The 25,817-nt window shown below is 44.0% G+C and carries 22 protein-coding genes; 10 read left to right on the top strand and 12 right to left on the bottom strand.

Features of this window, described 5'->3' with window-relative positions:
- Positions 1-345: 345 nt before the first annotated feature.
- From M1D59_RS14715 to M1D59_RS14690, 6 genes are all read left to right on the top strand, one after another.
- On the top strand, positions 346-1,719 hold the full coding sequence (locus tag M1D59_RS14715) for an MFS transporter (RefSeq protein WP_043054411.1): 1,374 nt from the start codon (positions 346-348) through the stop codon (positions 1,717-1,719).
- 52 nt (positions 1,720-1,771) lie between these two features.
- Positions 1,772-3,373, top strand: coding sequence for a xylan 1,4-beta-xylosidase (gene xynB / locus M1D59_RS14710; RefSeq protein WP_020452348.1), 1,602 nt, complete (start codon positions 1,772-1,774; stop codon positions 3,371-3,373).
- A gap of 392 nt (positions 3,374-3,765) precedes the next feature.
- The gene (locus M1D59_RS14705; protein WP_020452347.1) at positions 3,766-4,653 is read left to right on the top strand and encodes a sulfite exporter TauE/SafE family protein; all 888 of its coding nucleotides are present in this window, start codon (positions 3,766-3,768) and stop codon (positions 4,651-4,653) included.
- A 444-nt stretch (positions 4,654-5,097) separates the two neighbouring features.
- Positions 5,098-6,333, top strand: a complete 1,236-nt coding sequence (locus M1D59_RS14700; protein WP_458117495.1) for a cytochrome P450 family protein — start codon at positions 5,098-5,100, stop codon at positions 6,331-6,333.
- Between the two features lie 391 nt (positions 6,334-6,724).
- On the top strand, positions 6,725-7,552 hold the full coding sequence (locus M1D59_RS14695) for an alpha/beta hydrolase (protein WP_101561129.1): 828 nt from the start codon (positions 6,725-6,727) through the stop codon (positions 7,550-7,552).
- Between the two features lie 262 nt (positions 7,553-7,814).
- Positions 7,815-9,599: a phosphatase PAP2 family protein gene (locus M1D59_RS14690; protein ID WP_224067378.1), complete on the top strand. Its 1,785-nt coding sequence runs from the start codon at positions 7,815-7,817 to the stop codon at positions 9,597-9,599.
- Positions 9,600-9,681: 82 nt separating this feature from the next.
- Here M1D59_RS14690 and M1D59_RS14685 read toward each other — a convergent pair whose 3' ends face one another.
- The 9 genes from M1D59_RS14685 to nikA all read right to left on the bottom strand — a co-directional run bounded on the left by M1D59_RS14685 (position 9,682) and on the right by nikA (position 19,404).
- Positions 9,682-10,476 (bottom strand): SDR family NAD(P)-dependent oxidoreductase, encoded by a 795-nt coding sequence (locus tag M1D59_RS14685; protein WP_458117494.1) that lies wholly within the window; start codon positions 10,474-10,476, stop codon positions 9,682-9,684.
- 17 nt (positions 10,477-10,493) lie between these two features.
- Positions 10,494-11,501, bottom strand: coding sequence for an AraC family transcriptional regulator ligand-binding domain-containing protein (locus tag M1D59_RS14680; RefSeq protein WP_458118051.1), 1,008 nt, complete (start codon positions 11,499-11,501; stop codon positions 10,494-10,496).
- A 304-nt stretch (positions 11,502-11,805) separates the two neighbouring features.
- Positions 11,806-13,161: an MATE family efflux transporter gene (locus tag M1D59_RS14675; protein ID WP_458117493.1), complete on the bottom strand. Its 1,356-nt coding sequence runs from the start codon at positions 13,159-13,161 to the stop codon at positions 11,806-11,808.
- 60 nt (positions 13,162-13,221) lie between these two features.
- Complete coding sequence (locus M1D59_RS14670) at positions 13,222-14,052, bottom strand: MerR family transcriptional regulator (protein WP_023855332.1); 831 nt, start codon at positions 14,050-14,052, stop codon at positions 13,222-13,224.
- Between the two features lie 254 nt (positions 14,053-14,306).
- Positions 14,307-15,125, bottom strand: coding sequence for a nickel import ATP-binding protein NikE (gene nikE, locus M1D59_RS14665; RefSeq protein WP_035339356.1), 819 nt, complete (start codon positions 15,123-15,125; stop codon positions 14,307-14,309).
- Between the two features lie 41 nt (positions 15,126-15,166).
- On the bottom strand, positions 15,167-15,985 hold the full coding sequence (gene nikD / locus M1D59_RS14660) for a nickel import ATP-binding protein NikD (RefSeq protein ID WP_245117877.1): 819 nt from the start codon (positions 15,983-15,985) through the stop codon (positions 15,167-15,169).
- 18 nt (positions 15,986-16,003) lie between these two features.
- Positions 16,004-16,831, bottom strand: coding sequence for a nickel ABC transporter permease subunit NikC (nikC, locus tag M1D59_RS14655; protein ID WP_023855330.1), 828 nt, complete (start codon positions 16,829-16,831; stop codon positions 16,004-16,006).
- A complete protein-coding gene (nikB, locus tag M1D59_RS14650) occupies positions 16,828-17,772 on the bottom strand; it encodes a nickel ABC transporter permease subunit NikB (protein WP_035338411.1) in 945 nt (314 codons plus the stop codon). The genes nikC and nikB overlap by 4 nt, the downstream gene beginning before the upstream one ends.
- 9 nt (positions 17,773-17,781) lie before the next feature.
- Positions 17,782-19,404 (bottom strand): nickel ABC transporter substrate-binding protein, encoded by a 1,623-nt coding sequence (nikA, locus tag M1D59_RS14645; protein ID WP_020452335.1) that lies wholly within the window; start codon positions 19,402-19,404, stop codon positions 17,782-17,784.
- Between the two features lie 287 nt (positions 19,405-19,691).
- On the opposite strand from nikA, the gene M1D59_RS14640 reads away from it, so the two are divergent.
- Complete coding sequence (locus M1D59_RS14640) at positions 19,692-20,741, top strand: NAD(P)/FAD-dependent oxidoreductase (RefSeq protein WP_231005919.1); 1,050 nt, start codon at positions 19,692-19,694, stop codon at positions 20,739-20,741.
- 72 nt (positions 20,742-20,813) lie between these two features.
- Here the strand turns inward: M1D59_RS14640 and desR are convergent, their stop codons facing one another.
- From desR to desA, 3 genes are all read right to left on the bottom strand, one after another.
- Positions 20,814-21,413, bottom strand: coding sequence for a two-component system response regulator DesR (gene desR, locus M1D59_RS14635; RefSeq protein ID WP_043926574.1), 600 nt, complete (start codon positions 21,411-21,413; stop codon positions 20,814-20,816).
- A gap of 19 nt (positions 21,414-21,432) precedes the next feature.
- Positions 21,433-22,545 (bottom strand): sensor histidine kinase, encoded by a 1,113-nt coding sequence (locus M1D59_RS14630; RefSeq protein WP_103749530.1) that lies wholly within the window; start codon positions 22,543-22,545, stop codon positions 21,433-21,435.
- A 121-nt stretch (positions 22,546-22,666) separates the two neighbouring features.
- Positions 22,667-23,725 (bottom strand): Delta(5) desaturase DesA, encoded by a 1,059-nt coding sequence (gene desA, locus M1D59_RS14625; protein WP_216904345.1) that lies wholly within the window; start codon positions 23,723-23,725, stop codon positions 22,667-22,669.
- Between the two features lie 279 nt (positions 23,726-24,004).
- Between desA and M1D59_RS14620 the strand changes: the two genes are divergently transcribed.
- From M1D59_RS14620 to hxlB, 3 genes are all read left to right on the top strand, one after another.
- Entirely contained in the window at positions 24,005-24,352 is a 348-nt protein-coding gene (locus M1D59_RS14620) for a winged helix-turn-helix transcriptional regulator (RefSeq protein WP_003183789.1), read from the top strand.
- A gap of 185 nt (positions 24,353-24,537) precedes the next feature.
- Positions 24,538-25,164 carry a 3-hexulose-6-phosphate synthase gene (gene hxlA / locus M1D59_RS14615; protein WP_003183787.1) on the top strand — a complete coding sequence of 209 codons (627 nt, stop codon included), beginning with the start codon at positions 24,538-24,540 and terminating at the stop codon, positions 25,162-25,164.
- A gap of 2 nt (positions 25,165-25,166) precedes the next feature.
- Positions 25,167-25,724 (top strand): 6-phospho-3-hexuloisomerase, encoded by a 558-nt coding sequence (gene hxlB, locus M1D59_RS14610; RefSeq protein WP_023855326.1) that lies wholly within the window; start codon positions 25,167-25,169, stop codon positions 25,722-25,724.
- The last annotated feature ends 93 nt before the right edge of the window (positions 25,725-25,817 follow it).

Raw genomic sequence — 25,817 nt, 5'->3', positions numbered from 1 at the left:
AGTTTTTTTCTTTTGAAATTGAAATAGACACTGCTAATGATTGACAACATTTTCAAACTGACTTAAACTTAGTTTGATGATTAAACTAAGTGTGTGCATAAGGAGTGGATGAAAGAGGGAGATCATTTTATGTTCTGATCAAAGCAACCTTCGAAATCTGATTCTTGCGAAAATTGAAAAATGGAGGTAATAAGATGACATAAACCTACAATCTAGTATTCGTGGTTGACGAGTGAAGCATCTGTCTCACTTCGGCTGAAAGGCCGCTTGCCAGGTTCAATGTATGCGCTTTCATAAAAACTTATCATAAAGCCGTTTTGAAAGGCTGTGGAGGAGGTAAGAATCATGACGGGTGGACATGTAAACCAAGTTAGTATGTATGAGAAATCCGGTTATGCTTCTGGAGATTTAGCATGTAATTTAATTTACACCACGGTTTCTACATATCTGTTATTTTTCTATACGGATGTTTATGGTTTATCAGCCGCTGCCGCTGGAACAATGTTTCTGATTGTTCGAATCATTGATGCGCTTGCCGATCCTTTTATCGGAACATTAGTAGACCGAACAAACAGCAGATTCGGGAGGTTTAGGCCGTATCTGCTGTTCGGCGCGTTTCCGCTTGCTGTACTTGCCATCCTCTGTTTTACAACTCCAGATTTTTCAGATACCGGAAAATTAATCTACGCTTATATCACGTATGTCGGGTTATCACTCACATATACAGCGATAAATGTTCCATACGGCGCATTAACCTCCGCGATGACGAGAGATAATCAAGAGGTCGTCAGCATTACTTCGGTTCGGATGGTCTTTGCCAATCTTGGCGGACTCATCGTATCTTTTTTTGTTCCTTTACTTTCTACTTATTTAGGTGATACGACAGGAAACACGGCTCTTGGCTGGCAGCTGACGATGAGCATGCTGGGGATAATTGGCGCCTGTCTATTAATCTTTTGTTTTAAAAGTACAAAAGAACGGGTCACTCTGCCAATGTCCGAAGAAAAAATTAAATTTTCCGATCTATTCGAGCAATTCCGGGTGAATCGTCCGTTAGTCGTTTTAAGCATTTTCTTTATCATTATTTTTGGCGTCAACTCGATAAGCAATTCCGTCGGCATCTACTACATGACGTACAATGTAGGCAGAGCCGATCTTGTGAAATGGTACGGCTTGCTTGGAAGCCTTCCTGCATTGGCCATCCTGCCGTTTATACCCCGAATCAATAAGTGGCTGGGAAAGAGAAAGCTATTAAATGCCGCTTTATTATTAAATATCATTGGACTTTTAGCCATTCTCATTGTTCCGCCAAGCAATGTGTTTCTGGTGCTCTTCTTTCGGGTCATTGCCGCAGTTGGAAGCGTGACGGCCGGGGGATATATGTGGGCGCTTATCCCTGAAACAATCGAATATGGCGAATATAAGACAGGGAAACGTTTGAGTGGATTGATTTATGCGATTATCGGCTTCTTTTTCAAGTTTGGCATGGCACTCGGCGGAATCGTTCCAGGACTCATATTGGAGAAGTTCGGCTATGCCGCAGGCCAGGTCCAAACACCTGAAGCGTTGACAGGGATATTATTAACGACAACTGTAGTTCCGGTTATTTTCCTTATATTGGCTATGATCGACATTAATTTTTACAATTTAAGCGATGAAAAATATGCAAAAGTCGTACGTGAATTAGAGAATAGAGATAAAGTGACTTGGACTCTATGAAGAATTTCAGTAGAAATATACATTTTAAAGACAACCGTGAGGAGGAATGAAGATGAAAATTATCAATCCGGTGCTTAAAGGTTTCAACCCGGATCCATCCATATGTAGAGTAGGGGAAGATTATTATATCGCAGTATCCACCTTCGAATGGTTTCCAGGAGTGCAAATCCATCATTCAAAAGATTTGGTGAATTGGCGTTTAATTGCACATCCGTTGCAGAGGGTTTCACAATTGGATATGAAAGGGAATCCCGACTCAGGCGGTGTATGGGCGCCTTGTCTAAGTTACAGTGAAGGAAAGTTTTGGCTTATATATACAGATGTAAAAGTTGTGGATGGAGCCTGGAAAGACTGTCATAACTATTTAGTTACTTGCGAAACCGTCGATGGAGATTGGGGGGAGCCGATTCAACTAAATAGTTCCGGCTTCGATGCTTCATTGTTCCATGATGTCGACGGAAGAAAATATTTGTTAAATATGCTGTGGGATCACCGGATCGGCCGCCATTCATTCGGAGGCATTGTGATGCAGGAATTTTCCGTGCGCGAAAAAAGGCTTATCCATCAACCGAAAATCATTTTTGAAGGCACAGATATTAAACTGACTGAAGCGCCGCACCTTTATCATATCGGGGATTATTACTATTTGTTGACAGCGGAAGGCGGGACCCGTTACGAGCATGCCGCCACAATTGCCCGTTCAAAACATATCGAAGGACCATATGAGATTCACCCCGACAATCCAATTTTAACGTCTTGGCACGAACCTCGGAATCCGTTGCAGAAATGCGGACATGCATCAATTGTGGAAACGCATACAGGCGAGTGGTATTTAGCTCACTTAACCGGGCGTCCTATTCATCCTGCTGATGACTCGGTTATTCACCAAAGAGGATATTGTCCTTTGGGAAGAGAAACCGCGATTCAAAAATTAGAGTGGAAAGACGGCTGGCCTTATGTGGCAGGCGGAAAAGAGGGGAGGGTGGAGGTGGAAGCGCCCCGCATATCTGAAACAAAATTTCCATCGACCTATCAGGAAGTCGATCAATTTGCTGATCGGACATTAAATATGAACTTTCAGACATTGCGGATTCCCTTTACGAAAGAATTAGGATCATTGACTGAAAGGCCGAATCATTTACGTTTATATGGACGTGAATCACTAACCTCCACATTTACCCAGGCGTTTGTAGCCAGGCGTTGGCAAAGCCTCCGTTTTACAGCGGAGACTGCTGTTGATTTCAACCCGGAGACCTTTCAGCAAGCCGCGGGACTCGTGAATTACTACAACACCGAAAACTGGACGGCTCTTCAAGTGACTTATGATGAAGACCTTGGGCGCATTTTGGATGTAACGATATGCGATAATTTTACATTCTCACAGCCGATAAAAGACAAAATTGTCATCCCGCGGGACATACAATATGTTTATTTAAGAGTAAATGTCGAATGGGAAACATATTATTACTCCTATTCTTTTAATAAAAAAGACTGGTATAAAATTGAGATCCCGTTGGAATCTAAAAAACTGTCAGATGATTATGTGCGCGGAGGAGGATTCTTCACCGGAGCTTTTGTGGGAATGCAATGCCAAGATACAAGCGGAGCACATCAACATGCCGATTTTGATTACTTTATGTACAAAGAGCTATGAGTCAACAAAATACCGCTCCCGACAATCGGGAGCGGTTCAAATTTGTTTTCTTCCCTTCCCATTTTAATGCCTCTTTCCTTCCTCGGTTAATTTAAAAGTTGTCATCCTCGCTCGCTTTGGGGTAAGTGAAACGCAAAAGGAGCAGATGCATTATGAACCTTTCAAATTAAACTTCATTACTAAACAATGATTACAGAAGGTGTTCATTAATGAACATCCATAAGACAAAAGACCGGGGGGATAGGCGCTCATTTTGCATGCATATGCTCTTTTTTGCTGGTGTCGATGAAAAATACAAAAAATTTATATTTTTCAAATTCCCACTTTACAGGTAGGTATAGTATAGATTATATTTAACAATAAAAATAAACCAATTGAAGTGGGAGGCCAACATGAAAAAGCTGATTGTGTTTGTCTTGATAGGATTATTTGCGCAGCTGATAGATGGCGCCTTAGGGATGGCGTACGGGGTGACATCGTCGTCATTGCTGCTTGCCTTCGGCATCGCACCGGCGGTTGCGTCAGCATCCGTTCACCTGGCGGAAGTCGTCACAACCGCGGCATCCGGTGTGTCGCATATAAAGTTTGGAAACGTTGATAAACAAACGGTCAAACGACTCGTCATCCCGGGATCACTCGGGGCATTTCTCGGCGCTTCCTTTTTAAGCAACATTCCGGGCGAGCTTGCGAAACCTTATATTTCAATATTTCTGCTTGTCCTCGGCGTGTATGTGCTCACTCGATTTCTATTCATGTTTAAAATAGGAGAGCAAAAAAGCGGTATCAGCCTTTCGAGAAAAAAAGCCGTTCCCCTGGGATTAATCGCGGGTTTTGCTGATGCAACCGGAGGGGGAGGCTGGGGGCCGATTGCCACTCCAGTTTTGTTATCCAAAAAAGGCGTCAGTGCGAGAAAAGTAGTGGGTACTGTTGACACAAGCGAGTTTGCTATTGCCGTTTCGGCAACGTTAGGATTTTTCATTTCTCTCGGCTGGGAAGAAGTCAATTGGCTGTGGGTTGGTGCATTGATGATTGGCGGAATTATTGCGGCTCCGATTGCCGCCTGGCTGGTGCAGAAGGTGCATGCCCGATTAATGGGCGTTCTGGTCGGCGGACTGATCATTCTCGTCAACACAAGAACGCTTGTCCATTCGTGGATCAATCAAACAGCATTATATCCGGCTATTTATATTGGAATCATCGCAGTTTGGATATCAGCTATTGTATATATTGTTGTAAAAATAAGAACAAGTGATCAAACTGCTCAAGCATTAAATCAATAATCTTGCGACGGCTTCAGATATCATGAGCGTTTTAAAAAAGATGCGGAAGTCGATAAGCAAGAGAAGGGAAGAACTTCAGGCCGTCAACAAACGAATACATTCCGATCGGACAACCGAAGGGCTCCTGTTAGACTGCCGTTCCTTGAAAAGGAACTGTAAACTAAGAGGACTTTTTATTTTTAAATTTACTTATAGCGAGATCGGCATAGCGCCGGTCTCAACTTGTTTTCATGCCTCTTTTTGCATTCCCCGTCTCATTTCTAAACAATGAATGCGGAAGGTGTTTATTAATGAACATCTCCAGCTTGATTGCCGATTGAATGCGGGTTTTCCTGGAATTATAATATTTGTGAATGAGTGGATGTGAATAGCCTAACGCACTATCGCGGTTTATCATTCCGGTGCAGGCTGTTATTTACAAAAATAGAGATGGAGGTAGGATGTATGTCTTCAAAACAAGAGGAGAGCTTCGCCATATTAACTGAGAGAGAATTGTCTTCTGCGGCATTTAAAGATGAAGCGTACGAATTTTACAAGCGATTACGCGCTTCCCGTCCTGTCTATCCCGTATCGATGGGGGATCTGGGCGAAGGCTGGCTCATTACGAGGTACGATGACGCGGTCCGTATATTAAAGGATGCAAGAATGAAGAAAAACTACGAAAATGTGTTTACAGAAGAAGAATTAGAAAACTTCTCCGCTCTGGGAAATGAAGAACCTTTATCAAAGCATATGCTCAACTTAGATCCTCCCGACCACGGCCGTTTGCGGTCCCTTGTTCAGAAAGCATTTACTCCCCGGATGATATTGCAGCTCGAAGGAAGAATCCAACAAATCGCTGATTCCTTATTGGATGAAGTAGAACCGAACCATTCTATGAATCTTGTAGACGACTACGCTTTTCCCCTGCCGATTATCGTGATCAGTGAGATGCTTGGTATTCCAGTTGAAGATCGGCAAAAATTCAGGGTTTGGTCCCAGGCGATTATTGATTTTTCCGACACTCCTGAAAGCCTGGAGGAATACAAGCATAAAATAGGCGAATTCGCTGAATACCTGGAATATTTGGTCCGCAAAAAAAGGGAGGAGCCGGCTGAAGATTTAGTCAGTTCGCTCATTCAGGCAGAAAGCGAAGGAACGAGATTAAGCATAGAAGAGCTGTATTCGACGATTATGCTCCTTATCGTTGCAGGACATGAAACGACGGTAAACTTAATAACCAATATGACCTTTGCCTTGCTGAACCACCCTGATCAGCTGGAAAAGCTTCGTCAAAATCCTGATTTAATCGACTCAGCCATTGAAGAGGCGCTCAGATTTTACAGTCCAGTGGAATTAACCACCCTGCGCTGGGCGGCCGAACCATTTACATTGCACGGGCAGGAGATTAAGCGAAAAGATGTGATCATCGTTTCATTAGCGTCAGCCAACCGCGATGACACGGTTTTCCCGAATGCCGACCGCTTTGATATTGAAAGAAAGGATAACCGCCACCTTGCCTTTGGCCATGGCAGCCATTTTTGCCTCGGCGCACCGCTTGCCCGGCTGGAAGCCAAAATCGCAATTCAAACATTGCTGCGCCGCTTTGAACATATAGAGATCAAAGGCGAAAGGGAGCAGATCAAATGGAAAGGCAATTTTCTGATGAGAGCTTTAGATGAACTGCCATTATGTTTTTAAATGGTTGGATTTACAGTCAGCCGTGATATGTTTGCTGTCATTTCGGCTCGAAGAAAAAGCAGACGACCATCTATCACAGGACTCATAAAAATCGTACTCCCCGATATGACGGGGAGTACTTTTCTTGCCGGCTTAATTGTCTAATACTTTTTCAGGCCGCTTTTGCGAATGCAGCCTCTCATATTTTCCTCGCAGGTTTACAGCCCTCGACAGTAAAAACCTTTAATTCTCTCATTGATTTTAAAATTTGTAAGTTTCTTGTTTCTGTTTATAATTAGAAACATATGCTAATGTTCCGCCGCCTTAAAACTGATTAACAGATGAGCATTCCCGGAATGTTCCGTGAGACGTTTTAAAATATACTGGCTAAAGAAGAAAGGTGTTTTTAAACTTGAGAGGATTCATCAAATGGACAGGGGTGGCCATTCTGTGTATTGGCTTGATCGCCTGTACTTCCAACAAGAATGCTGAAAATGTTCATTACGCAAAAGACGACAGACAAACATTGGATATTTATACACCGCAAACAAACGAGGGTGAAAAACATCCTGTTCTCATCTATCTTCACGGTGGAGGGTGGACAAGCGGCGACAAAAGCAGGGCTGCTTCGAAGCCGGCATTTTTCACGGAAAACGGCTATGTTTTCGTATCTGTCAACTATCGGCTTCATCCCGATGTTCAATATGAAGAGATGGCTGATGATGCGGCTAAGGCTGTTAAATGGGTGATGGATCATGCTGATGAATATCAAATCGATCCGTCAAAAATCAATGTTATGGGACATTCGGCAGGAGGGCACTTGGCCGCCTTAATTGCCGCAAATCCGGCATATTTAAATCGTGTCGGCCTCACGCCGGCCTCGCTCAATTCGATTGTGGTTTTAGATGGACCCTTGGATATGAAACGATTCATCGAAGCGATCCCGTCTTATCAAAAAGTGTTCGGTTCCGACGAAAAGGTATGGACAGAAGCTTCGCCGCTCTCCTACATCAACAACTCAAAATTACCGCCTGCCTATCTTGTGACCCGCTGGGAAGACCCCGCCGTCTACAAATTCGCGGAAACCGTAAACAAAGCGAAAGCAACGGATTTTGTGTATCGGGTCAACAGCTTATCTCACAGTGATTTAAATAAGATGTTCGGCTCACCGGATGCGCCGGCAGAAGCACAGAATCTGACAAAAGCGGTTATGGCGTTTTTAGAGAAGGAAAATAAATAGACTAAACAGGCCGATTTAGCCTCCTATGCACTGGATGAAAATGTATAAACAGCTGTTAAACTAGCAGAGAAAGGCCTGAATTTTAAATCCGGCCTTTCTCACCCCTTGTTACCCTCCTCACTCATAATGCATCAATCTGCAAAATCCCAAAATTTAAACAAAACATTAATAAAATCAAGCCATTTGATTTAACAAATTTACGATACGATCATATAGAACTTGATGGTTGGGAGATTAAGAGCAAGGGGGATATGATGTGAGAATGAAACGATTAAGGATGAGGAAGCATTTACTGATAGCTGTCTGTTCTTTGGCACTTCTTCTAAGTTCTCTGGTTGTAGGCGATGCGAGCGCGGCAACTAAACCAACAACTGCAGCTTCGCCGCAGTCTTCCGGATTTTTCGTAGATCATTACAAAAATAATATCTCTGCTAATATGACGGTGGAATCCAATCCAGTCATCGGGGTGCTTTCCGAATTTAATAAACTTTGGATCCCCGGAAAGACGTGGAATACCGGTACTAAACTGAACAGAAGAGTGTTGGATGCCAACATCCAAAAAGTCGTGGATATTACTGAACACCGCACGATGTTTGAGGAAAATGCTGCATATTTTGATGATCGGAGGGGCCAGAGCTACAGTGTTATTGACGGCCTCGGGAAGCTTGCTGACGTCTATCGAATGAACGCGGGAGCGACGACAACGATCATCAGCATCCCGGCAGATGCCTCGATAAAAAAATATCATGATGAAGGAACCAATTCAGGCAGCACCAGTTCGGAACTTGGACATGTCGTGAGCTTGGTCAATACTTTACGCGGCAACTATTCTTCATCGAATCCGGCTAAAGGCTATTTTAATTATCCCCGTCCGTTTCGCTGGAAAGACAATTCGATCATTGTTCCAACGCTTATTCCCGTCATCAATCCTGATCCGAGCAAAGACGGAGGTTTTCCAAGCGGACATACGAACGCCGCATATCTCAGCGCTTTTGCCATGGCCTATGCGATACCAGAGCGTTATCAGGAGCTGCTGACTCGCGCTTCTGAACTCGGTCATAACCGGATTGTTGCCGGTATGCATTCCCCGCTGGACGTTATGGGGGGGAGGGTCATGGCTACAGCATTGTCAGCTGCGATTCTGTCTGATCCCGACAATGAAAAATTGAAGAAAACGGCTTATGATGAAGCTCATCGTAAACTATTAACGCAAACCGGTACAGGCGAAGACAGATACAGCGATTATGAAACGAATAAAAAACAATATACGGAACGATTGACATATGGATTTCGTCAAATGAAGACAACCGCTAAACCAATGGCAGTTCCAAAGGGAGCCGAAGTCCTGCTGGAAACGCGTTTTCCTTACCTTGATAAAAAGCAGCGCCGTTTGATGTTAGCCACTACCGGTCTTCCGGCCGGCTATCCTGTTCTTGATGATGCGGAAGGATGGGGAAGGCTTAATCTCTTTTCCGCCGCAGATGGGTATGGTGCTTTTACCAAAGATGTTACCGTGAAGATGGATGCTGCCAAAGGCGGCTTCCATGCAACGGATCGCTGGCGCAACGACATCTCCGGCGCTGGAAAGCTGACCAAAAAGGGGACAGGCACTTTGAAGCTGGAAGGGAAAAATACATATTCCGGCGGTACACGGATTGATCAAGGGACGCTTGAGGGCGGTTCGGAGACAGCTTTCGGGAGAGGTGATGTTTCATTGGGAAGGGGCACCCTTAGGGAAGATGTGCCGGGAAAACTGATGATCGGGGGAGACTACAAACAATCTGCTGAAGGAATACTTGAACTTCATCTCAGCGGAAAAAAAGATCAGTTGAAAATTAAAGGAAAAGCAAGATTAAAGGGGACATTACGTCTCAATTTTACAGACAATTACGTTCCGGCTGATGGATCGGCGGTCATAACCTTCCGCAAGCGTCATGGCTCATTTTCTTCCGTCGAAACCAGAGGATTGCCAAGCAAGTATAAAGTGAAGATCATCTATAAGTCCAACAGTATTCAGTTGAAACTTGATCAAAAGGGGAGAAGCTGATCTTCATCATAAGCTGCAAGCTGGCGCTTACTGCCGCCAGCTTGTTTTTCGTTTTGACGAAGTCTATCTTGAACAGGAGATCTTAAAAAATAGTCGGCACCATTCCCCCGTCCATACGGATCGGAGACCCTTTAAATGCGGATGCATAAGGACTGCATACAAATGCCGCCAGTCTGCCGATTTCAATAGGTTTGATAAATCGCTGTATTTCGGATTGAGGCAGGTTTGTGGTCATGAATTTCTTCTCTTTTTCTGAAAAAGTCATTCCTTCATCAGGGTACATTCCCTCAATGATTTGCTTCACATTCTCAGAGAGCGTCGGCCCCGGCATGATCGTATTGACCGTCACTTCTGTTCCGATTGTTAATTTAGATAAGCTTTTTGACAATGATAATAGCATTGATTTTGTCATACAATACTGAGGCATCTGCCCAGAAGGCATCATCGCTTCTTCACTCGCAATCAAGATGATGCGGCCAAAATCATTTTTCAGCATTTTCGGCAAATAAAATTTAGTTAAACCGTTTGCAGCCAGAACGTTGGTGCGGAAGTATTTTTCCCATATTTCATCGTCAACGTCCTCATATTCCATGATTTCATAAATGCCCATATTGTTTATTAAAATATCGATTTGAGGGTATTTTTTAAATAAAGCTTCCCTTTGCCTAATATCCACGATGTCAGCCGCGGCGTTTTGGGGAGAGGTGGCAGGAAAAGCTGATTTTATTTCATTGACTGTTCGTTCTGCCTCTTCCTCATTTCGTCCGTTAATGAGGACATGAACACCTTCTTTGGCAAGTTCAATAGCGATGGCTTTTCCTATCCCTTTCGTCGATCCTGTAACTAAAGCTGTTTTGTTTTTTAATCCCATATCCATCAAACATTTCTCCTATTCTAGTTAAGTCCATTCAGCCGGGTTTGCTTACGCCAATTAGAAGGTGTCTCGCCTTCCCAGAGGCGGAAGGCCCGGTAGAACGAGTTCTGATCTTCATATCCGATCAGAAAGGCCACTTCTTTAATATCGAGCGAAGGGTCTGCCAAGTACTCCCGCGCCTGCTTATGTCTGACTTGGATCAACAGCTGTTTGAAGCTAGTGCCTTCATCAGTAAGCCGGCGCTGCAAGGTGCGGCCGCTCATTCCCAATTCGCCCGCGACAGTCTGAATGTCTGGGTGCCCTCCTGTGAGCGTGCGTTTCATGATCCACTTGACCACTTCAGTGATTGAAAGGCTATTTTGCTGATCATTCAACGATTGATCCAGCACAGGAGTCAGAATCTCCAGCAACTCTGCATTATACGAGACAAAGGGGCGGTCCAGATCTCCTCGATGCAGCGTCAGCCGATTCCGATCTGCACCGCTCCGGATACGGCAGCCGAAGTATGCTTCAAGCGCCTGCATGTCGCCCATTGGGTGTGCAAACTCGACCGACTTCGCTGTCAACGGCTGACCTGTACCCCGGCGCCCGAGTTCCAGAAGAAATGCCAGTGTAATGCCAATCAAGAGCGGCGGACCGGGTTGCTTATCATCCAACCATTCCAGTTCGATTGTGCAGTGCTCACTTTCCTCGGTGATACGCAAGCTTTCGGGAGGGCACAATTGTTTATAGCGGGCCATTCGCTTTAGCGCGTCGCGGTAGTCACGAGCATGGTAAGCCGCTAATACGGCTGGAGGGTAATGTGCCGGCTCAAAGCCGGTCGCAAGCTTGATGATTCCTTTGGAAACATCATCAACGAGATCGGAATACGCCTGCCAGATCGCGAGGTATTGGGCGGCGGTGACAACTGGTTCAGTCATCATGGTGAGCGGCAGCTGGGCTTTTCGGAGCACGTCAGAGGCGTTAATTCCTAAGTGACGCAATCCCGCCCAAAACCCTGCCGGGAATTTAATTCGATTATGAGACATCATACGTATGAGCACTCCTTTAACTTTCTGCACCTTCGCTCACTTGGTCGTCATTCCATCCTGCCTTATTGGCGGGACAGTTATAACTTTACCTATCCATTGTCGGACTGTAACTAGCAAAGGACGACATTTAACTTGCCGATTACGCCGAACGTGTCAGCGTACGAAGACTGTGACAGGCAGGCGCTGTATTCTATCATTACCTTCAAATAGGAGGGACAAGTATTATTGTTTGAATCTTCAATTGATGTATGCAGTCCTTAGATATAGGAAACAAGCCGGGAGGAAACTCCCGGCTGTAAAATCATCCCTTGCCAAACACGGGATTTCCTGTTTTCATCACATGTTTTCTCGTCATGAAAAAGAGGAGGGCGGCGACAAAAAACTCGGAAAGCGGCAAGGATAGCCAAACTCCCGTGACGCCAATAAACTTAGGCAAAATCCAAAGCAGGATGAGAAGGGACACGAAGCTTCGCAATATGATGATCAAAGCCGATGAACCGGCCCGGCCAATGGATTGAAAGTAACTCATATAGACAAAGTTATAGCCAAGGAAGATATACCCGATAAAAAATAGGCGGATTCCATCGATGGCCAGCTCCTGGATTTCGGTTGATTCTATTCCGAATAAACCTACAAGGAACGGTGCAGCCACCCAACCGATAACGAGCAAAAGAATTCCCAGGATAACAGCGGTCTTCTCCCCAATCTTCATGCTGCTTTTGATTCGTTCGCTTTCTTCAGCACCATGATAATAACTGATCATTGGCTGAAGCGCCATTTCAATGCCGAAGAAGGACAGGAACATAAACCCGTGAAGGTAGTTGATGACCGAGAAGGCAGCGACCCCTCCCGTGCCTGCCAGTCCGGACATCGCCAGGTTATACCCTGTTACAAATATGAGGAGCCCGGCCTCCGCCAGAAAACTTGGAAACCCGATGGCAAAGATGTGCAGAAGGGATTTCCGGGACCACTGAAACGCCAGCTTTCTCAGTTGCGCTTGCCGGTTAAAGAAATGCAGGGATAATACAAGCAGTCCGGCGAATCCGCCAAGCACCGTTGAAATCGCAGCACCTGTTACCCCCATGTTCAAAATCATGATTGTATAAAAATTCAGAATGATATTCACAATCGATGTTGTTGCAAGAGCTATCATCGAAAGCTTTGGACTGCCGTCATTCCTTACAAAAATACTTAAGACCTGTTCTAATGCGATGACCCAGCCGAATAAAAACATGACGTTTAAGTACTCTATGACGTAAGAAGAGGTGTCGGAGTTAGCGCCAAGCCATAGGGAAATGGCTTGAATATTAAAAAGCCCGAACACCCCTAAAAGCGCACTGATGATTAGTGTAGAGAAGAGAGCCAGAGAAAAAACGCTGCTTGCCTTTTGCGGACGATTCTCCCCGATGCTGATAGAGTACTTCGTTGCTCCGCCTATCCCAATCCACAGAGCGATGGCCATAATCAAAGAAATGACCGGATAGGAAAGGTTCACTCCAGCCAGTGCTGCGGTTCCAATCCCATTTCCAACGAATAGGCCATCAATTAAAATATTCGCTGACATCAAGAGTAATCCAAGCGTTGCAGGGATGAAATATTTAAAAAACACTTGATTAACTGGTAATTTCATTAGCTGCTGATGTGTTTCTGTCATCATGTATTCCTCCTATAATGAGCTACAGGAGTATTCTAAACCTTCAAGTTACTTGAAGGTCAATCAAAACTTTGTCACCGGAATTTGGATTAAAGTGACAAAATGATCGGACTCCTTGATGACAGCCTCATCAAGAACGGAAATCTCAACGGGGATTCCTTCAAGTTTATATCCTTCCTCTTTCAGCTGACGTAAAACAAGCTGATAACTTTTTCTCATGTCCTCGTAGGGGCCAATATGAGGATAGCTTGCATACAAACCTTCGTTTAAATATTCATTGCTGTTTTCGCCGTGCAGCAATTCAAATAAGCCGATGTATTTTACAGGTCCTTCTTGCTTCAAGCTTTCCATATCCACGATCGTTCCGATGTCTCCGGTGAAGAAGCCGTTATTCTCGATCGACTGGCTCGAAAGCGTTTCTCTATCCTTTAAATAGATGTCGTCGCCTTCCTCTATCAGATCAACAGGTTTGTCAAAATACAGATAGGAAACAGGCCGTTTTGGGAAATACTGAAATGTTAAAGCAGGATGACCGGCAAGTTTTATTCCTTCTTCGATTGTGGAAATTTTGTTTTCGATCCTCGCCGCACTGCGTTGGAGCCGGCAAATTTCCATCCTCACTTCCTCAAGCTTCTTCTTCAAAATATCCATCGTCGTTTCCGGAGTCCTTTTATCTAACTGATGCTGAATGTCTTTTAACGAAAATCCATTTTTCCTTAAAAAAATAATGGTATCCAGAACCTGAAATTGTTCAACACCATAATATCGATAGGATGTTTCAGGGTCAGTATACTTTGGCTTGAACAGTCCGATTTCATCATAGTAACGCAGAGTCGATGCGGGCAGCTTGAAAAGCCGTGCTACTTCTCCCACACGGAATCGATTATTCACCATTTTTCACCTCATTTGTTGGTATGTGAACTTTTTTTAGGGTTATCGGATGTATATCTTAAGCCTACTATTGACATTAGGTGAAAATGCATGCCTGGTCAATAAGGAACCGCAGCCTCTAAAAGGGGCATTACGCCAAATGATAGATTTTCAAAAATAAATGAGGGCTTCATGATTGGAAGCCCTCATTTATTTTTCACAAACGTGAATTAAAGAAGCTCATTTCAGAGAAAAGGTTTGAAATGTTCCCGGCAAGTTTATTGCTGAACCGCCCTTGTTCCGATTGAACGAAATCGCGGGTGCTCTGCCAGTATGGAACGCTTCATTTCTTTTACAACCGGGTGGTCTGACTTTAAAAACCGATCTTTCTCGTAAAGCCCGGTCAATTGGCCGTGATCTAAAACACCTAGTGTATCACTTAATTGATAGGCGGCTTTTAAATCATGCGTTATAAAGAAATACGACATTCCAAAATCGTTTTTGAGCTCTTTTAATAAATCCAATATAAGCGTTTGGGTTACCATGTCCAGGCTGCTGACAGACTCGTCCAATACGATCAGCTTCGGCTTGAGCGAGACTGCTCTTGCAATATTAATTCGCTGCAATTGGCCGCCGCTGAATTGATGCGGATATTTTGTTAAATCCTCTTCAGTTAAGCCTACTCTTTCCAACAGCTCGATAATGGTCCGTTTTTGCTCGGCGATTGTGAGCCTTTCATAGTTTTCCAGCGGTTCTGCTATGATTTGTTCCGCCGTCATTCGCGGGTTGACGGAAGAATATGAGTCTTGAAAAACAGCTTGAAGGTCGCGGCGGATTTTCCGCCGGATGGATTGCTCGGCTTTATATAGATCATGACCTTGAAAAAAGATTTGGCCTGATTGCGGCCGTTCCAAACCGAGCATCACTTTTCCCAATGTGCTTTTCCCGGCTCCGCTTGGTCCAAGCATGCCCAGACATGCGCCTTCTTCAATTGAAAAGCTGACATTGGAAAGGACTTGTTTCGATGGAGCTTTCCATTTGAACAATTTGCGCGCCGTATAATGATGAGTGACGTCTTTCACTTGTAATAAACTCACTTGTTCACCCCATATCAAATGCAGGTCTTCTTCATACTGACTCAAGTGGCAAGTTGATCCATTGGCAAAGTCAACCGTGCACTTAACAGCTTCTTTGTATAGTCATGTTTTGGTTCATCAAACAGCTGAAACACATCTCCATTTTCTACAATTCTCCCATTCTGCATCACAGCGACTTCATCGGCCATTTCAGCAATGACGCCCAGATCATGAGATATAAGCAAAATCGCCGTGCCGAATTCAGATCGCAAGCCGTCTAAATATTTCAGCACCGTCTTCTGATTAAACACGTCGAGCGCAGTTGTGGGTTCATCCGCAATAAGAACGGCCGGCTCCAGGCATGCTGCAATTGCAATCATGACCCGTTGAAGCATTCCGCCGCTTAATTGAAAAGGGTAGGAATGCAAAAGTTTAGCGGGGTGGGGGAGGTTTACATGATGCAATGCTTCGGTCGCGAGCTCTTTCGCCTGTTTTTTGCTAAAAGATGTATGAGAGCGAATCGATTCGATCATTTGCTGGCCGATCGTAAAAACGGGTGTAAAAGCGTTCATCGGATTCTGCATGATATAGGCTATATCTTTGCCGCGGATTTTACGCATGTCCTGTTCTGCTAATCCGTTCAATTCCCGGCCCCGCAATGCAATACTTCCTTCCACCTTGGTTGTGTTTGGATCAAGCGTCTGAAGAATAGACATGCTCGTTACCGTTTTTCCGCAACCGCTCTCACCAATTAAACCAAGAACCTGTCCGCGCTTCAGTTCAAAATTAATCCCTTGAACGATAGTTGAATTTCCTTTTTGATTGTGAACCTGCACATGCAAATCTCTGACTTGAAGTACAGTTGATTGTTCTGTTCCCAACTTCCTCATTCCTTTTTATCATCGACGTTTGACGCCGTATTGATCTGATAAGGCTTCGCCCAATAAATTGAACGTCACAACGACAACCATGATCATCAGCCCTGGATAAATCATTAACTCGGGGTTCGTCCGAATATACGATTTACCTTCATGAATCATCGCTCCCCACTCAGCTGCCGGGGGCTGAACGCCTAATCCGAGAAAAGACATGGCGGAGATATCCATAATGGCCCAGCCCATTTCCAACGTGCCGATGACGACGAGGGGAGGGAGGACATTAGGGATAATATGCTGTTTAATAATTTTCCATTGTGAAGATCCATTGATTTTTGCCGCCGCAATAAAATTCTCCTCTTTCAGGCTAAGCACCATTCCTCTAAAAATTCTTGCATAATAGACCCATTGCACAAGCATGAGGGCCACAATGACTTGAGGAAGTCCAGGACCGAATATGCCCACGAGGCCAAGAACTAAAATTAAGTTCGGAAAGGCCATCACACCATCGCAGCATCTCATTAACAGCTGATCAATCCAGCCGCCTTTATACCCTGAGATCGTCCCGATTATGAGGCCGATAACGAGTGAGGAAATGAAAATGAGCATCGCGAATCCAAGAGAAATCCGGGCGCCGTACAAAAGGCGGGATAAGTTGCATCTTCCCAGATGATCAGTTCCTAAAGGAAACGTCCAGGATGGAGGCTGCAGCTTATAGACCAAATGGACATCAGCAGGGTGATGCGGCGCAATCCAAGGGGCGAATACAGCGATGATAAAAAGGACGGTTAATATGATGGTGCAAATTGCGATCACTTTTGGGCCTTTGAAAATCTTGCGTATACTTATCATCGATGCTGTCCTTCTTTCCTTGAAATGCGCGGGTCAATATACATTTGAATAAGGTCAACAATTAAGTTGCTCAATATAAAAAAGGCGGCGGCTAAGAACACATAGCATTGAATGACAGGGATGTCCCGATTGAAAATGGCCTCAATAAAATAACGGCCAAAGCCCGGCCAAGAAAAAACGACTTCAACAATGATTGTGCCGGTGAGCAGCTTGCCAAGGTTCATTCCCAGCCCCGTAATCATCGGAGAAATGGCCATTCGCAATACATGTTTGGCCATAATGTTCATCCTCGTCATTCCTCTTATGCGAGCAAATTGCACATAGGGTTCTTGCAGGTTTTCGATGACACTTGCACGGAGCAGCCTTGTATACATCGCGATTAAAGGAAGCGCCAAAGTCATCGACGGCAGTACAAGATGCTGCCATGTCCCGATTCCCTCTACCGGCAAAAGGTCTAACTGAACAGAAAAGAAAAAAACCAGCATATACCCTAACCAAAAAGTCGGGATGGATGCTCCGAAAAAGGAAATGAAGCGGCTGATATGATCAACTGCACCGTTTCTTTTAATTCCCGCTAAGAAGCCTAGCGGCACACTGACAAGCACCGCAATCATTAAACTCCCAAGCGCGAGCTCGATCGTCGCCGGCATTCGGTGTGCAACTTCATCCCAAACCGGCTGATTCGAAACATAAGATATGCCAAAATCAAGTTGGCATATCTTCAATACAGAGTTTACATATTGAATAAAGAATGGCTGATCCAAGCCAAACTCATGTCTTTTTTGCGCTAAAATTTCATCGGTTGGCTGGATATGTGCTGCGGCTAAGTATGCTTCAGCTGGGTCAACCGGTGAGAGATGAATCATTCCAGTTGTGAGAAGTGCAGCTAAAAGAAACACTGGAATAATAGACATGATTCGTTTCAATATATAGTTGCCCATAAAAGCCTCCTAGTGTTGCTGCTTGATGCGAATCCCTGTAAATGGATGTTCGTCACGATTGGCAGGGAACGTAAAGTTGCTGATATTCTTTTGATATATCGCCGTCTTTTTAATATAAGAAACAGGAACGATGGCTCCCTGGTCTTGAAGGGATTTTAAAATAGATGAGTAAAGCTCCTGCCGCTCTTTTTCATCAGTCGTTTGAGGTACCTTTGCCATCTGCTTGATCAGCTCGTCCTTGTTTGGATAGGCTGAAATCGCTTCATTAAATCCGAATCCTTTGGAGGAGACAATGTTTAAAAATGTGTGCGGGTCATAAGGCGCACCATAGTTGCTAAAGAAGTTCATATCAAACTCATTCGCTTTAAACCGTTTGACTTGGGTTGCCAATTCTACACCTTCAAGATTCAGCTTTACCCCGATCGCCGCCCATTCTGCCTGCAGCGTTTCGGCCATTGTTTTTTGAATGGATTCCGCTGAATCATACATTAAACTAAATTCAAGAGGCTTTCCGTCTTTCTCGCGCACCGTCTTGCCATTCGGAAGCTTCCAGCCTGCCGCATCTAATAGCGCTTTTGCTTTCTCTGGATCATAGTTGATTTGCTTTACATCAATATCAGACGTGTATGGGAAGTCTGTCGGCAAAATATGATCTGCTTTTTCTTCTAACCCGGAGGTGATGCCTTTCACCAAGGCTTCTTTGTCAAAACCATAGTGGAGGGCTTGACGCACGCGCTCATCAGAGAGCTGTTCTTTTTTCGTATTCATGACAAGCTGTCTCGTCGCCACAGGTTCAGAAAGGCTTGTTTCATATTGGCCTGTCGCTTGCAGCTGCTTGAATGCATCCAAACTGATAACGCCTTCGCCGTAAATGAGGTCAAGCTCACCTTTTTCAAATGCAAGCACCCTTGTTTCGGCGTCCGGGATGACTTTCACCTTGATTTTCTCGACTTTTGGCTTTTCACCCCAATAATGTTCATTGCGTTTAAAAACCGCATATTCATCAGCTTTATGCTCTTCCAATACCCACGGGCCCGTACCTACCGGTTTTGCGACACCCTTTGATGTATCGCCGTCCTTAGGGAAGCCGGCTTCTCCCAAAAACCGGACCGGCCGTACTACGGCTAGTTCCTGAATGGTCGGGTAATATGGTTCAGTTAATGTCAATTTAAATGTATGATCATCAATCACTTCTGTTTGGGCTATTTTTGAAAGAAACCCTAACCAGCTGTGTAATTCAGTATGTTTTAAAATGGAATCAAAATTCTTCTTCACAATTTTTGCATTAAACGTTGTCCCATCTGAAAATTTTACATTCTTACGCAAATGAAACGTATATACTTTACCGTCATTTGATATATCCCAAGATTCGGCTAAATGCGGTTTAAGCTTTCCTCCCGCTTCATAGGTAACCAAAGGTTCATATACCATCGACTGGGCAAATAATTGGGAAGGATTATACACATGCGGATTCATCTCGCCAATATCTCTAGGCCAAGCCATTGTGACCATGTTTTCATGCGTTTTCTCTGTTGAATTTCCTGAGGTTGTACATCCGGCCAATAAAATAGAAAAGGCGAGCATTAATACAAAAGTAATTTTAATTTTCGAACTAATCCTTCCGCTTATCATGCTTTGTTTCCTCCTAAATGAAGTTGATAATCATTTTCATTCTATGCAGGAAGCATGCCCTTGTCAATGTAAGATATAGGAACTGCTTACATGCTGCGGAATGGGGAAGCGGCGGCATCCCGTGAAGAACGAGCGCAAAGAGGGAGAGGCGAAAATGAAGTGGCGAAGAATGAACTTTTTATTAAAATGGATTGTAAAAACGAAGCAATCAAAGTACACTTGATGATAATGATAATCATTTACGATTGAGGGTGTAAACTCATGACATATACCGGGAGTGAAGAGCGATGAGCAGAAATGAAGTGTTTGATGTGACCGTGATCGGCGGAGGTCCGGCCGGTTTATATTCCGCCTTTTACAGCGGACTGCGGGGAATGAAAACGAAGATTATCGAATATCAGCCGATGCTGGGCGGAAAGGTTCACGTATATCCTGAAAAAATGATCTGGGATGTCGGGGGGCTAACGCCGATTTCCGGAGCCAGGCTGATAGAACAGATCGTGCAGCAGGGGCTAACATTTCATCCTGAAGTGCTGCTGAATGAGAAAGTTAAATCGATTGCCCGCAATGAAGAAGGGTTGTTTGAGTTACATACGGCTGCCTCAGGGGTGCATCTGTCCAAGACGGTCATCGTTGCCGTGGGCGGCGGCATCCTCAATCCGCAAAAGCTTCAGATTGAAGGAGCAGAGCGCTTTGAAGTGTCCAATCTGAATTATACGGTCAAATCGCTGCAGCATTTTAAAGATAAAACGGTCATAGTATCAGGCGGCGGCAATTCGGCTGTCGATTGGGCCAACGAGCTCGAACCTGTAGCGAAAAAGGTCTACCTCGCTTACCGCAAAGATGCGCTCAGCGGGCATGAGGCCCAGGTGGATCAGCTGCTGAACAGCTCGGTGAGCTGCTTCTTCCATACACAGATTACCAAGCTGATCGCTTCGGAAGATCATGAGGTGATCGAACGGGTCGAGCTCACGAACGCTCAAACCGGTGAGGTGATGGAGCTGCCTGTCGACGAAGTGGTTATCAACCACGGCTATGAACGCGACACCTCACTGCTGGAGAACAGCCGGCTTCATATTACCAGGGTTGATGACTATTATATTAAAGGTACCGCCAACTGCCAGTCTTCCGTGCCCGGACTGTATGCGGCAGGGGATATTGTGCATTATGAAGGCAAGCTGCACTTGATCGCCGGAGCGTTTCAGGATGCGGCAAACGCGGTCAACAGCGCCAAGCGCTTTATCGATCCCGAAGCACACAAGAGTGCGATGGTGTCGTCACATAATGAGGTTTTCAAAGAGCGCAACCGCGAGCTTGTGAAGAAGATGTTCGTGTAGAAAAGGAACGTTTCCGCCGTGGGAGCGGCTGATTCGTCGAGGGGATCTTGGAGATATGCCAAGATTCTCTTTTTATTTAAACCAGCCTTTTTCCTTTGAACGGGTAATGGCTTCGATCCGATTTTTGACCTCAAGCTTTTCAAGAATCATTGAGATATAATTTCGCACGGTTCCGCTTTTGATGCTGAGTTCTTGGGCGATTTCTTTTGTGTTTTTTCCGTCAGCCACAAGTTCGAGCACTTCTTTTTCTCTATCTGTGAGGGGATTGGCCTCACTGTACATGTCTTCCATCAATTCAGGCGCATAGATCCGCTTTCCTTTCATGACGCTGCGGATGGCGCTCGCAAGCTCTTCGCTTGGGCTGTCCTTTAACAAATAGCCTTTAACACCTGCTTTAATGGCCCGCTGAAAGTAACCGGGGCGGGCAAAAGTGGTTAAGATAATAATGTTGCAGCCTGTATCCTTTAGTTCCTCAGCAGCTTCAAGTCCCGTCTTTCCCGGCATTTCAATGTCCATAATGCATACATCAGGCCGATGTTTTTTTGTGAAATCAACGGCATCCTGTCCGGTTGTGCCTTTGCCGACGACTTCCATATCATCTTCTAAATTCAGTAGTGATCCTAAAGCGCCCAAGAGCATCTGTTGATCTTCCGCAATAAATATACTAATCATGCAAGCCATCCTTTTTTGTTTATTTTGAGTTATTAGGAATTGACATGGTAAGCTTGGTGCCGTTTTTTGTATCAATGTGAAGGCTTCCGTTTGCAAATTCAAGCCGTTCTCTCATGCCAAGCAAGCCGTGTCCTTTTGAAAAGTACTTCTCTTCACCTTGAAACGTTCCATCGTCAGTCACTGTAATGACAACTTCCTTCCAGAGCTGCTGGATGTCAATGCGGCAGGTTTTAGCCTGACTGTGCTTGACGACATTAGTGACAGCTTCCTTTAAGCACATGCTCAATATGTTTTCATTAAGCAATGAGATATTTTCCGGCAATTTTTCTTCTTCATAGATGAACGCAATGTCGGCTGCTTCAAGAATTTGTTTGATGTTGATCATTTCATCCTTGAGCCGGATGCCTTTCATGGAGGATACAATTTTTCTGACTTCATTTAAAGAAGTTCTCGCAGTTTGCTGAACGCTTTTCAGTTCACGCGCGGCTTGATCGGGATCTTTGTAAATTAATTTTCTCGCCAAGTCGCTTTTTAAACCGATCAGAGACAGCTTTTGTCCAAGTGTATCGTGAAGGTCGCGGGCAATCCGCTGCCGCTCTTCTAATTTTACCAAATTGGCGATCCGTTCATTAGCATACTCGAGTTTTTCTTCGAGGCGTTCGCGCTCCTTGCGGTTTCTAATACTGAACGGCAATAAAATCGCGCTGATGAGGGTGATGACCACAAAAGGAATTTGTGTCAGGAAAAATTCCTTTTTTAACACGAGGCTGAAGTTGGCAGCGACGGCTGCGCTTATTAAATGAACATAATATAAAATGTGAAAAGGGGCTCGTTTTTTTATGTTCCCTATAAAATACGCGATAAAAAAAGCAAAATAAATATAGCTGAACAGCATAATCGAGGCGGTTGAAATGCCGATTAATATAAACGCCCACAAATAAATGTCCCAGCCTTTTGAAACAAACGCAAATCTGTATACCGCAAAAAATAAAAGTGTCAAAATGATGCCGACGACGATGACAAGGGTAGATGATGATTGCATGATAAAGTAGAAGGGCAGGATGAAAAATATCGTCCATATATACGGCGAGATCCCGTTAAGTTTTTGAAATGCAAAATGCTTTTTGAACATGATATAACCTCGTTTTCAGCTTTTCATCTTTAGAGTAACTTTACCATTGCCTGAGCCGGATTGCATCATCCGACAATAAATAAGGAAGCCTTCTTGTTGATATAAGAAGACCTCCTCATCGTCAGGCGTTCTTTCGCAGTTTCTGTTTTTCCGTTGAATTCTGCGGAAGAGGGGAAGATGTTTGTTTCATGTCCCGAAAGGTTACAAACTGCTTTTTTTCTTCATCCCAAAGCCGGAACGCGAGTGATTGCAGGCTTGTTTTTAAAGTGATGGTCGGGACGTTTTTTAGTGGTTCGTGCTGCTCATGTGCGATTTCAAGTTTATAGTTAGGCACCTTTGGGCTCAGATGGTGAACGTGGTGGTACCCGATATTGCCTGTAAGCCATTGAAGCAGTTTCGGGAGCTTATAAAATGAACTTCCTTCCACAGCCGCCTGAACGTAGCTCCAGTTTTCATCCGCTTCAAAATAAGAATCTTCAAATGTATGCTGAACATAAAACAGCCAAACGCCGATTGAACCTGAGATCAGAAAGATCGGACCCTGTACGAGCAAGAACGATTGCCAGCCAAAGATCAGGCAGCAGACAGCAGCCAATGCCGCGATTGCAAGGTTGGTAAGATATGTGTTCACACGTTCCTTTCGTCTTGCACCTTTTTTGTTAAAGCGGTTTGTGATCAGAAAGACATAAATCGGTCCGAGAATAAACATGATAAACGGATTTCTGTAAAGTCTGTATGCGATTTTTGTGCGTAGAGGTGCGGCTTTATATTCGTTTACCGTCAGCAGCCAGATATCGCCTGTTCCGCGTTTATCCAGGTTGCTGCTTGTCGCATGATGAATCGAATGGCTGTGCTGCCATTGAAGATAAGGAAATAAAGTCAGAACGCCTGTCAAAAAGCCGAGAATATGGTTATGGCGCTTTTGTTTGAAAAAGGATAGATGGCAGCAGTCGTGAAAAATAATGAAAATTCTCGTCAAAAACCCTGCGGCAATCACCGTTATTCCTAATGTAAGGAGGTAGGAGACATCGAGGCTGAGATAGGCAAGAAACCACAGTCCGAAGAAAGGAATAAACGTATTGAAGAGCTGAATCAGACTGTTTTTGGTATCAGGCTGGGCAAATGCAGCAACCTGTTTTGTTAACTGTTTTTGTTTATGTGTGGTGGTTTGTTCAGTCATAGTAAAGTTATCCTCTCATAAATGGGTCTTAAGTTAAGTTTACGGTACAGAGAGATGTCTTTGTAGTAGCACACATCATGCTTCGAACATGACACTTGTCATGTTTCCTTCACCCGAATGGATAAGAAGATTGACAATGTCATGATGGGCAAATCCGTATGATGATATGGTGAATAATGGAATTTGCAAAAACGCGATGATTGATTAGTTAAACAAAGTTCTTTTACAATGATGTGATAGATGTTCATTGTTTAGTCATTTCATAAGGAGAGAATTCATATGTCACGAATGGAAAATAAAACATTTAATTGTGAGAAGGAGCTGACGCTCAACATTATCGGCGGAAAGTGGAAAATGCTGATTTTGTGGTTTTTAGGAAAAGAAGGTACGAAAAGGTTCGGAGAATTAAAAGCTTTGATGCCCGGCATTACGCAAAGAATGCTGGTGAATCAGCTGCGTGAATTAGAAGAGGATCATATTGTACATAGGGAAGTATATCCGGTTGTTCCCCCAAAAGTTGAATATTCCCTAACAAAACAAGGAGAAAGTTTAATGCCTATATTAGAGGCGATGTATGAATGGGGTAAAAATTATATAGAAACGAACTTTTCAAAAGATGATGAATAGAATGATTGACTTTAAGATACTGTTTTGGAGACAGTATCTTTTTCTATACCATATGAGGAAAAGTATAGTATGTAAAAAAAAAGTGCGTACTATTAATGGAATTTTCCCCTTGTTATACTCTTGATGTAACAAAATATGAAAAGAATAATCCGCGGAATTCTTAATTCAAACAGGAGTGATTGTAAGTGGAATTACAGTTAGCATTAGATTTAGTCAATATACCGGAAGCCATCGAAGTAGTAAAAGAAGTAGAAGAATACATTGATATTGTAGAAATCGGTACGCCGGTTGTGATAAATGAAGGACTCCGTGCAGTGAAAGAGATGAAAGCCGCTTTCCCGAATTTGAAAGTGCTGGCAGACCTTAAAATTATGGATGCGGCGGGGTATGAAGTGATGAAAGCATCAGAAGCAGGAGCCGACATCATCACCATTTTAGGGGCTGCTGAAGATATGTCTATTAAAGGCGCTGTAGAAGAGGCGAAAGCGCAAGGGAACAAAATCCTGGTGGATATGATTGGGATTAAAGACATCAAATCGCGTGCTAAGGAATTGGATGAGCTTGGTGTCGATTATATTTGTGTCCATACCGGTTATGACCTTCAAGCCATTGGCCAAAATTCATTTGAAGACTTAATGACGATTAAAAATGTTGTGAAAAACGCTAAAACGGCTATTGCAGGCGGAATTAAATTAGACACACTGCCCGAAGTCGTTAAATTAAAACCTGATTTGGTTATTGTCGGGGGCGGTATTGCAAATCAAGACGATAAAGCTGCGGCAGCCGCAAAAATGAAGCAGATGATCCAATAAACATGAAGACTTATGATTATGTAAAAGCGATCATCGCAGAGCTTGATCATGCAACGTCTCAAAATCAAGCGGAAGGTATAGAAGACTTAATATCCACTATCTTGTCTTCTGAAAAAGTGTTTGTTTCCGGTGCAGGCCGCTCCGGTTTAATGGGGAAATCATTTGCTATGCGATTAATGCACATGGGGATCAATGCGTTTGTAACAGGGGAAACCGTAACACCGGTATTTACCGAAAAAGACTTGCTTATCGTGGGCACGGGATCTGGGAAAACAGAAAGTTTGCTTCATATGGCGGAAAAGGCAAAAGATATCGGAGGCACTGTAGCAACAGTTACGATCTCTCCAGATTCGCCGATAGCTGAAATATCTGACCTGATACTGCAACTGCCCGGCTCCCCAAAAGATCAAACGACAGGCAATAAACAGACGATACAACCGATGGGCTCGCTTTTTGAACAGACTCTTTTATTGTATTATGACGCTATCATATTGCGAATCATGGAAATGAAAGGGCTGAATACTCATAACATGTATGGAAATCATGCCAACCTTGAATAATAGAAAATCGCCATCCGTAATCTTGGATGGTGATTTTTTTGTATGCAAATCTGTTTTTAATATATCATTTACATCTATATTATATTTTTAAAA

The organism is Bacillus sp. PK6-026, from assembly GCF_054161455.1.
The sequence above is the reverse complement of the archived record's forward strand: the minus strand, read 5'-3'. Positions and strand labels throughout refer to the sequence as shown.